The 9,002-nt window shown below is 69.6% G+C and carries 10 protein-coding genes; 5 read left to right on the forward strand and 5 right to left on the reverse strand.

Translation table 11 applies throughout. The annotated features are described in order from the left end of the window. Window positions 1-49: 49 nt before the first annotated feature. Complete coding sequence (locus ABI385_RS08450) at window positions 50-970, forward strand: NAD(P)-dependent oxidoreductase (protein WP_348103311.1); 921 nt, start codon at window positions 50-52, stop codon at window positions 968-970. Between the two features lie 79 nt (window positions 971-1,049). Here ABI385_RS08450 and ABI385_RS08455 read toward each other — a convergent pair whose 3' ends face one another. Together ABI385_RS08455 and moeB are read right to left on the reverse strand one after the other, a co-directional pair. Further along, the gene (locus ABI385_RS08455) at window positions 1,050-1,511 is read right to left on the reverse strand and encodes a BLUF domain-containing protein (RefSeq protein WP_348103312.1); all 462 of its coding nucleotides are present in this window, start codon (window positions 1,509-1,511) and stop codon (window positions 1,050-1,052) included. A 256-nt stretch (window positions 1,512-1,767) separates the two neighbouring features. Beyond that, the gene (moeB, locus tag ABI385_RS08460; protein WP_348103313.1) at window positions 1,768-2,931 is read right to left on the reverse strand and encodes a molybdopterin-synthase adenylyltransferase MoeB; all 1,164 of its coding nucleotides are present in this window, start codon (window positions 2,929-2,931) and stop codon (window positions 1,768-1,770) included. 90 nt (window positions 2,932-3,021) lie between these two features. On the opposite strand from moeB, the gene ABI385_RS08465 reads away from it, so the two are divergent. The 3 genes from ABI385_RS08465 (at window position 3,022) to ABI385_RS08475 (ending at window position 4,473) form a co-directional block, all read left to right on the forward strand. Further along, window positions 3,022-3,738, forward strand: coding sequence for a TetR/AcrR family transcriptional regulator (locus tag ABI385_RS08465; RefSeq protein WP_348103314.1), 717 nt, complete (start codon window positions 3,022-3,024; stop codon window positions 3,736-3,738). Window positions 3,739-3,782: 44 nt separating this feature from the next. Continuing rightward, window positions 3,783-4,007 carry a DUF3107 domain-containing protein gene (locus ABI385_RS08470; RefSeq protein ID WP_348103315.1) on the forward strand — a complete coding sequence of 75 codons (225 nt, stop codon included), beginning with the start codon at window positions 3,783-3,785 and terminating at the stop codon, window positions 4,005-4,007. Window positions 4,008-4,197: 190 nt separating this feature from the next. Beyond that, window positions 4,198-4,473: a GlsB/YeaQ/YmgE family stress response membrane protein gene (locus ABI385_RS08475; RefSeq protein WP_348103316.1), complete on the forward strand. Its 276-nt coding sequence runs from the start codon at window positions 4,198-4,200 to the stop codon at window positions 4,471-4,473. A gap of 97 nt (window positions 4,474-4,570) precedes the next feature. On the opposite strand, the gene ABI385_RS08480 is transcribed toward ABI385_RS08475, so the two are convergent. Next, the gene (locus tag ABI385_RS08480) at window positions 4,571-5,293 is read right to left on the reverse strand and encodes a ferritin-like fold-containing protein (protein ID WP_348103317.1); all 723 of its coding nucleotides are present in this window, start codon (window positions 5,291-5,293) and stop codon (window positions 4,571-4,573) included. A 185-nt stretch (window positions 5,294-5,478) separates the two neighbouring features. Here ABI385_RS08480 and ABI385_RS08485 point away from each other — a divergent pair, with 185 nt between their 5' ends. Then, window positions 5,479-7,218 carry a DEAD/DEAH box helicase gene (locus ABI385_RS08485; RefSeq protein WP_348103318.1) on the forward strand — a complete coding sequence of 580 codons (1,740 nt, stop codon included), beginning with the start codon at window positions 5,479-5,481 and terminating at the stop codon, window positions 7,216-7,218. Window positions 7,219-7,221: 3 nt separating this feature from the next. On the opposite strand, the gene ABI385_RS08490 is transcribed toward ABI385_RS08485, so the two are convergent. Next, window positions 7,222-8,271: an NAD(P)-dependent alcohol dehydrogenase gene (locus tag ABI385_RS08490; RefSeq protein ID WP_348103319.1), complete on the reverse strand. Its 1,050-nt coding sequence runs from the start codon at window positions 8,269-8,271 to the stop codon at window positions 7,222-7,224. Window positions 8,272-8,295: 24 nt separating this feature from the next. Then, on the reverse strand, window positions 8,296-9,002 hold a 707-nt coding region (locus tag ABI385_RS08495), incomplete at its 5' end, for a ParA family protein (RefSeq protein WP_348103320.1).

Raw genomic sequence — 9,002 nt, forward strand, 5'->3', positions numbered from 1 at the left:
CCTGCCATGATTCCATCATGCCCCGCTGCCGAGATCGGTCGCCGAATCCATGCCCTCAGCCACTGGGGTCAACATGACCGGCGTCGGCATCATCGGCCTCGGGGCGATGGGACGACCCATGGCCAAGAACCTCATCGACCGAAGCTCCCACACAGTTCATGTCACCGGTCGGGGCGCAGCCCGATACGCCGATCTGGTCGCCGCCGGGGCGCAGTGGCACGACAACCCCCGCTCGCTGGCAGCCGCAGTGGACGTGGTCATCCTCATGCTGCCTGACCTGCCCGAGGTCGAGGCCGTGCTGGGCGGCCTCGACGGCCTCCTCGCCGCACAGCCGGACGACCTGCTGCTCGTCATCTCCTCAACGTCCTCGCCAAGTGGCGTCCGCGAGCTGGCCCAGCGACTCGAACAGGAGCACGCAGGTGCGGTTCGCGTCGTCGATGCCCCCGTCTCTGGCGGCGTCGACGGTGCTGAGGCGGCGACCCTCTCGGTCATGATCGGAGGACGAGACGAGGACGCGGCGACGGCCGCCGGCATCCTTGCCGCGGTGGGAAACCCAGTGCACCTCGGACCGCTCGGCGCCGGCCAGGTGGCGAAGGCCTGCAACCAGCTCATCGTCGCCTCCACGATCCTGGCCCTGGGGGAGGCTGCCGTCCTCGCGGAGCGCAGCGGGCTCGATCTGGCGAAGCTCTTCGATCTCTTGGCCGGTGGCTACGCCGACAGCCGAATATTGCGAACCCGGGGCCAGCGGATCGTCGAGGAGGACTACAGCCCGTCGGGGACCGCCCGGTACATGGTCAAGGACCTCGACTTCGCCACGAGCGTGGCCACCCTCACAGGCACACGTCCGGTCCTGCTGCCCGCCGTGAAGGCCGCGTTCGAGGAGCTCACCGAGCAAGGACTCGGCGACCGTGACATCTCGGTAACCCGCGCCTTCATCGAGGGACGAGTCGCCCCGGTGACGCCCGGGTGACACCGTCCACCCGAACACATACGGGGTAGGCATCCCGCGGAGCGCGCGCGTGGCAGCGTTTCTGGTCAGGCGACTCTGGTCAGGCGACGGGACCCTGGTCTACCGCGTCCCGCATGATGTCGAGGGTGCGAACCATCGCTGCCGTCATCCTGTGGCTGCTGGCCGGTGCGATCTCACTCAGGTGAGCGATGAGGGGGATGTCCGACTCAGGCATGGCGACCTTGGCCATCGACCAGTGCGCGAACGTCCGAGTATCCGTTAGCCCCTCGAACAGCAGCTCAACCCCGTCATGGCGTGGATCCCCCTGAATAGTGGCGAAGAGAGACCGCACGTCGGCTTCTTCGCCCTCCAGCACCTGGACGAACCACTGCCCGGAGAGCAGGAGAGCCCCGGTGATGTTCCGCCTCTCATTGTTGGACCGGGCCCGAGCGAAAAGGTCACCCAGCTCGTCCTCGCGTTCTTCTGCCGGTATGCAGTCGCGGCTGCGGTAGATCAACTGGAAGGTCTTTGCGACCGTCGTCCGGAGCGGCCCACCGTTCATCGCTGACCTCCTTGAATTCACTCCTTGCGAGACTCACCTGATCAGTTCCTCGTTCGCCAGCGCCGCGATACCAGAGCTGTTCCCCAAGGTCGCGTCGCCGAGCATACTCACCGCTCCCCTCCCCGAGGCGATCACGAGTTGTTGCCTGAGGGCATGTGCGTCGAACTGGATCCGGAGGCCAGCACCACCTCCCTGAGCTCTGGTGAGCGTGGACGTCGGTCGGACTCGCCCGGTTGAGCCCACGCAAGGACCCGCCTCAGTAATCCGGCTGAGTGGGGTCGACCTGCCGCACCCAGGCGACTACGCCGCCGTCCAGGCTGGCGACGTCCGTGTACTCGGCAGCCATCGCCAGACGTACCGCCTCAGCCGAGCGGCTCCCTGTCTTGCAGTGCACGACGACCCGCCGGTCCCGCGCCGCCAGCTCGTCGTGGCCGAACGCACTCCCGTCCCGGAACGCGTCGAGAGGGATGGCGATCGCGCCCGAGATCGACGCGATCGCGCGCTCCTGCGGACCGCGAACGTCCACCAGTAACGGCGGGGCGTCGGATGCGAGCTCGACGGCGAGCGCCGGGGGCGAGACGAGGGGGACGTCACCGCGTGAGACGGCGGGAGAGGAGCTCGCAGGCATACCGCACCAGGCGTCGTAGTCCACCAGGGCGGTGATGCTCGGCGCATCCCCGCACACCGGGCAGGCCGGGTTCTTGCGCAGCGCGACCGGGTCCCAGGTCATGGCGAGGGCGTCGTGGACAAGCAGCCGCCCGACCAGTGGTTCCCCGATGCCCAGCAGGAGCTTGACTGCCTCCGTCGCCTGAACCGAACCGATCGCCGCGCACAGCACCCCGAGCACGCCGCCCTCGGCACAGGACGGCACCGCCCCGGGTGGCGGGGGCTGGGGGAACACGCACCGGTAACACGGCCCGCGCGCTGCCCACCACACGGCGACCTGGCCGTCGAAGCGGTAGACCGAGCCCCACACAAGAGGGATCCCCAGCAGCACACACGCGTCGTTGACGAGATAACGCGTCGGGAAGTTGTCGGTGCCGTCGACGACCACGTCGTAGCCGCGCAGCACCTCGAGTGCGTTCGAGGAGTCCAGGCGCAGGTCGTGCCTGACCACCGTCAGGTGCGGGTTGACCCGGGTGACGGTCTCGGCGGCCGACTCTGTCTTCAGGCGCCCGACGTCCGCGTCGTCATGCACGACCTGGCGCTGCAGGTTGCTCGACTCCACGACGTCGTCGTCGACCACCCCGATCGTCCCGACGCCCGCCGCCGCGAGGTAGAGCAGCACGGGCGACCCGAGACCACCGGCGCCGACGACCAGCACCTTCGACGCCGCGAGCCGCTCCTGCCCGGCCAGCCCGACCTGAGGCAGCAGCACGTGCCGGGCATACCTCGCCACCTCGTCTCGCGCCAGGGTCACCCGCCGACCGTACGCCTCGGCACAGCGGGGCCGGTGAGGCTACCCGTGCGTAGGATGACCGGTGCTCCACCCGCGACGAGAGGACCACCGATGGCGGCCGAGGCCGACCTGCCTGTACGCGGGCAACGCCTCCCCCGCTCGGCGCGCCGAGCGCAGCTGCTCGAGGCGGCGCAAGCGGCCTTCGTCGAGTCGGGATACCACGCGGCCGCCATGGACGAGATCGCCGAGCGAGCCGGGGTGAGCAAACCGGTTCTCTATCAACACTTCCCCGGCAAGCTGGACCTCTATCTCGCCCTGCTGGACCACCACCGCGGTGAGATCGAGGACGCCGTTCGGAGGGCCCTGGCAAGCACCTCGGACAACAAGCAGCGGGTCATCGCCTGCGTCGGCGCCTACTTCGAGTTCGTCTCCCGGCAGGACGCTGCGTTCCGGTTGCTCTTCGAGTCGGACCTGACCAACGAGCCCGCCGTCAGCGAGCGCGTCGACGGGGTCGCGCTGACCTGTGGCGAGGCGCTGGCCGAGGTCATCGCCGCGGATACCGACCTGTCCGACGAGGACGCCCACCTGCTGGGGATGGCGCTGACCGGCATGGCGCAGGTCTCGGCGCGCTACTGGCTCTCGCAAGGCCCGGGCATCCCCCGCGAGGAGGCGGCCAGGATCGTCGGCCAGCTGGCCTGGCGCGGCATCGGCGGGTTCCCCAAGCGCGACAGCCAGCCTGACACCGAGCTGGACAGCGAGCCCGGCGCCGATACCGCTCAGAGCGAAACCGCCGTGGCCGCGGAACACGCAGCCAGGACCGCCGGTTAGTCCGGTCGAGTACACCTCAGATCCCCCAGCAGAAAGGCACCACCGTGGAGGTCAGGATCGGCGTGCAGAACGTCGCACGCGAGATTGGTTTCGAGTCGGGTCAGACCGTCGACGAGGTGTCGACCGCCGTCGCAGCTGCGCTGAAGAACGGCGGGACGCTCATGCTTGCCGACGACAAGGGCCGGCAGTACATCGTTCCCGTGGCCGCGCTGGGCTACATCCACATCGGCGAGACCGAGAAGAGCCGGGTCGGCTTTGGTACCACCTGAGGGTTGCGGCGGCAGCCTGCTGCGTACATCCTTTCGTGTGATCGTGTCCTTTTCGTAGCATAATCGACGTGGTCACATCTCCCACTTGCGTCACACAACGTGACACATTGGTGAGTGCTCGACCATCTATCTCGTCCGCGGCGACAGCCTCGACAACCGTCGCCTTGCGCGACACAAAGGAGCATGACCCATGATTGGGACCATCATCGTCGCCATTATCGTCGGAGCCATCATCGGGGCGCTCGGCCGACTCCTTGTCCCCGGCAAACAGAACATCTCCCTGGTCGTCACGATCCTCATCGGCATCGTGGCGAACCTCATCGTCGGCTGGGGCCTCGGCGCAATCTTCGGCTACAACAACGGCAACGGCGGAATCGCCTGGATTGGCATCATCGTCGGTGCCATCGTGGCCGCCCTGCTCATCGTGCTCTACGGCCGCATGTCCGGACGTCGCTCGGCGGTCTGAACCTGCGTGGTCCCACCCTGCTTCGTGATTGACGCAAAGGCCCCGGCCACATCGGTCGGGGCCTTTGCGCGCGCCGAGTGAAGCCGCATACGGGCGGTCAGGCGGACAGACCGAGGTTCCCCATCCGGCGGGTGTGCTCGTCGGTGAGGCGGGCAAACATCCGGCCCAGCTCGGCGAGATCGGCGCCGGGACGGCCCGGCGCCCCGACCAGCAGTGAGGCGAGCGCGTCACGCTCGACGCCCACCCGCTGGGCCTGAGTCAGGGCCTCCCCCACGAGCCGACGTCCCCACAGGGCGAGCCGCCCGGCGACCTTGGGGTCGGCCTTGATCGCCCCGCGGACGGCGGCGACGATGTAGGCGTCGCGGCCGAGGTCCGCCAGCACCGACAGGACGATGTCGCGGGTGTCCTCGTCGACATAGGCGGAGATCTCCCGGTAGAAGTCCTGGGCGATCCCGTCGCCGACGTAGGCCTTGACCAGGCCCTCGAGCCAGTCGTTGGGCGCCGTCCGCTCGTGGAAGTGGTCCACCGCGTCGACGAACGGGGCGATGGCGCCCTCCGGGTCGACGCCGAGCTGCTCCAGCCGCGCCACGATGGCCTCGTAGTGATGGAACTCCGCCACCGCCAACCGGGATACCTCAGCCCGGTCCGGGTGGCTGGGCGCCGACTCCGCGTCCCGGGCCAGCTGACTGAAGGCCATCAGCTCGCCGTAAGCGAGTGCACCCAGCAGGTCGACGACCGCCGCACGGAACTCCGGGCTCTGCTCGACCTGGTGGCTCAGGTCGAGCCCGTCGGTTGCCCCCACGGTGACTCCCTCGCTCATGGTCACACCGTAGCCGGGCGCAACGGTAGACTGTTGGTGTTATCTGGTGCCCGGTCGGCCCTGATCGCGCCCCGCCGAGTGACTCGGCCCTCGAACCTCGAGGTCATCGAAAAACTCCGATCGGCCCAGCCAGTGGCCAGCAGCCCGCCCTCATCGCGGAGCCGCGGCACGATCGAGAGAACCTCATGACCGACACCATCGTCGAGGGCGCCGTCGCTGCGCCGCCCGAGCCTACCTTCGCCGACTTCGACGTCCACCCGGACATCGTCGATGCGCTCGCGGGCCTGGGCATCGTGCACCCGTTCCCCATCCAGGCGATGACGTTGCCGGTGGCCCTCGGTGGTCACGACATCATCGGGCAGGCCAAGACGGGCACGGGAAAGACCCTCGGGTTCGGCATCCCGATCCTGCAGCGGGTCGTCTCCCCGACCGACGAGGGGTACGCCTCGCTCGCCCGGCCCGGTAAGCCCCAGGCCCTGGCCGTGACCCCGACCCGCGAGCTCGCCGTGCAGGTGGCCTCCGACCTCGAGCGTGCGGGCGCCCGGCGCGGGATCCGCGTCCTCACCGTCTACGGCGGACGCGCCTACGAGCCGCAGATCGAGGCGCTGCGCACCGGCGTCGAGGTGGTCGTGGGGACGCCGGGCCGGTTGATCGACCTGGCCAAGCAGGGTCATCTCGACCTCTCGCAGGCCAAGATCGTCGTGCTCGACGAGGCCGACGAGATGCTCGACCTGGGCTTCCTGCCCGACGTCGAGACGCTGATGGCCCAGACCCCGGCCACCCGACAGACGATGTTGTTCTCTGCGACCATGCCGGGTGCCATCGTGGCCCTGGCCCGGCGCTACATGCGCCAGCCGACGCACATCCGCGCGATGGGCGACGACACCGAGAACGCCCACACCGTCAAGGCGATCGAGCAGTTCGTCTACCGCGCCCATGCCCTCGACAAGGTCGAGATGCTCACGCGCATCCTGCAGGCCCGCGACCGGGGCCTCACGCTCGTCTTCAGCCGCACCAAGCGAACCGCCGCCAAGGTCGCCGAGGACCTGGCCGAGCGCGGTTTCGCCGCCGCTGCCATCCATGGCGACCTGGGGCAGGGGGCCCGCGAGCAGGCGCTCCGGGCCTTCCGCAGCGGGAAGGTCGACGTCCTCGTCGCGACCGACGTCGCCGCTCGGGGCATCGACGTCGAGCACGTCACCCACGTCGTGAACTACCAGTGCCCCGAGGACGAGAAGACCTACGTCCACCGGGTCGGACGCACCGCCCGGGCCGGCAACACCGGGATCGCCGTCACGTTCGTCGACTGGGACGACATGCCACGCTGGGGCCTGATCAACCGCCAGCTCGACCTCGGTATGCCCGACCCGGAGGAGACGTACTCCTCCTCGGACCACCTGTATGCGCAGCTGGACATCCCCACCGACGTCACCGGCCGGCTCGACCGGGCGCACCAGACCCGAGCCGGTCTCGGCGCAGAGGTGCTCGAGGACCTGGGCGAGACTGGCAAGTCGTCCGGCCGTCGCCCGCAGGATGACCGCCCGCGAGGTGACCGTCCGCGCAGTGACCGTCCGCGAGGTGACCGCCAACAGAGTGACCGCCAACAGAGTGACCGACCGCGCAGTGACCGACCGCGCGGTGAGCGGCGCACGGACGACCGGCACCCCGGGGACACAGCCGGACCGGACGGGGGCGGCCGCTCGAACCGCAGCCGCCAGCGCCGCCGAGTGACGCACGACGTGGCCGAGTCCGCCTCCCCTCAGGCCACTTCGTCGGACCCGGCCACCTCCTCGGACTCCGCGCAGACCTCGGGAAACGCAGACGCAGGCGCGTCCCGTCCGCGCCGTCGGCGTCGCCGCGGCGGCTCCGGATCCGGCGCGGACTCCGGTGGCGACTCCGGCTCGTCCGCGGCCTCGACGGAGTCCTGACCGCTACTCCGCAGGGATCGTCGCCACGTCGATGACGAACCGGTAGCGCACGTCGCCCTCGACCACCCGGTCATAGGCCTGGTCGACCTGGTCGGCAGAGATCACCTCGACGCTCGCGCCGATGCCATGCTGCCCGCAGAAGTCCAGCATCTCCTGCGTCGCCGGGATTCCGCCGATGTTGGAGCCGGCCAGCACCTTGCTCCCCCCGACCAGCGAACCGGGAGACACGGTCCAGGCCTCGCCCGGAATACCGACGTTCGCGAGGACGCCCATGGGTTTTAGGGTCGCGAGGTAGTCATTGATCGGGAGGCTCGCGCTGACGGTGTTGACCACGAGGTCGAACCGGCCCTTCGCCGACTCGAGCACCCCGTCATCGCCGGTCGCGAGGTAGTCCGTGGCTCCGAGCTGCGTCGCGTCGTCCTGCTTGGCGCTCGAGCGCGACAGGACCGTCACGTCGGCGCCCATCGCGGCGGCGAGCTTGACCGCCATATGTCCGAGGCCGCCGAGACCGACGACCGCCACGGACCGACCCGGACCGGCTCCCCAGCGGCGCAACGGCGTCCAGGTGGTGATGCCGGCGCAGAGCAGCGGGGCTGCCTCGTCCAGCCCGATCCCCTCCGGAATGCGCAAGGCGAACCGCTCCGAGACGACGACCTGCCGGCTGTAACCGCCCATGGTCTCCTCACCGTCATACCCGCGGCTGTTGTACGTCCCCACGGCGCCGCGTTCGCAGAACTGCTCCTCACCGTTCTTGCACTGCTCGCACTCGCCGCAGGAGTCGACCAGGCAGCCGATCCCGACGCGGTCGCCGACGGCGTGACGGGTGACGGCGGCGCCGACCTCGGCGACCGTCCCGGCGATCTCGTGCCCGGGGACCATCGGGAAGGACGCGGTCCCCCACTCTTCACGGGCCTGGTGGATGTCGCTGTGGCAGATGCCGGCATAGGCGATGTCGATCAGGATGTCGTCGTCGCGCAGCGCGCGTCGCTCGATGGTCGTGGCGCCGAACGGTGCGCTGGGGGACGGAGTGGCCAGGGCTCGCGTGGAGGTCATTCCAGCCAGCGTATGCGGCCCTGGTCACCGACGCGCGAGCAACCCCGCCGCGACCTCGCGGTATGCCTCGGCCCCGCGCGAGCGGCGCGACGTGGTCAGGATCGAACGCCCGACCGCCGGGGCTTCGGCGAACCGGACCGTGCGAGGGATCGGTGGGCTGAGCACGGGCAGGCCGTAGCGCTCACCCACGTCGGCGAGCACCGCCTGCGCGTGGTTGCTGCGGCCGTCGAAGAGGGTCGGGAGGATGCCCACGATCGCGAGGTCGCGGTTGAGGATCTTCCTGACGTCGGCGACGGTGTCGAGCAGCTGGCCCACCCCCCGATGGCTGAGCATCTCGCAGGGCATCGGGATGATCAGCCCCGCGGCTGCGGTGAGGGCGTTCAGGGTCAGGACTCCCAGGCTCGGTGAGCAGTCCAGCAGGACGACGTCGTAGTCGGTGAGCACCGGTTCGAGGGCGGTGCGCAGGACGTACTCCCGGGCCGGCCGACCCAGCAGCTGGGCCTCGGCGCCGGCCAGCTCGATGGTCGAGGGGATGAGGTCGACCCCGTCGGCACAGCGGATGACGGCGTCGGCGGCCGACGCCCCGCCGAGCAGCACCTCGTTGACCGATGTCTCGACGGCGTCCGGGTCGACGCCGAGGGAGAACGTGAGGCACGCCTGCGCGTCGAGGTCCACCAGCAGGACCCGCTTGCCGGACTCAGCGAACGCCGCCCCCAGGCTGGCCACCGAGG

Source organism: Lapillicoccus sp., from assembly GCF_039935575.1.
GTDB lineage: Bacteria > Actinomycetota > Actinomycetes > Actinomycetales > Dermatophilaceae > Lapillicoccus.

What these genes read in the sequence shown, in the direction of transcription:
- ABI385_RS08465 (WP_348103314.1), top strand. Translation starts at nt 3,022, where the DNA reads ATGGCGGCCGAGGCCGACCTGCCTGTACGCGGGCAACGCCTCCCCCGC.
- ABI385_RS08475 (WP_348103316.1), top strand. Translation starts at nt 4,198, where the DNA reads ATGATTGGGACCATCATCGTCGCCATTATCGTCGGAGCCATCATCGGG.
- ABI385_RS08480 (WP_348103317.1), bottom strand. Translation starts at nt 5,293, where the DNA reads ATGAGCGAGGGAGTCACCGTGGGGGCAACCGACGGGCTCGACCTGAGC.
- ABI385_RS08485 (WP_348103318.1), top strand. Translation starts at nt 5,479, where the DNA reads ATGACCGACACCATCGTCGAGGGCGCCGTCGCTGCGCCGCCCGAGCCT.
- ABI385_RS08490 (WP_348103319.1), bottom strand. Translation starts at nt 8,271, where the DNA reads ATGACCTCCACGCGAGCCCTGGCCACTCCGTCCCCCAGCGCACCGTTC.
- ABI385_RS08450 (WP_348103311.1), top strand. Translation starts at nt 50, where the DNA reads ATGCCCTCAGCCACTGGGGTCAACATGACCGGCGTCGGCATCATCGGC.
- ABI385_RS08455 (WP_348103312.1), bottom strand. Translation starts at nt 1,511, where the DNA reads ATGAACGGTGGGCCGCTCCGGACGACGGTCGCAAAGACCTTCCAGTTG.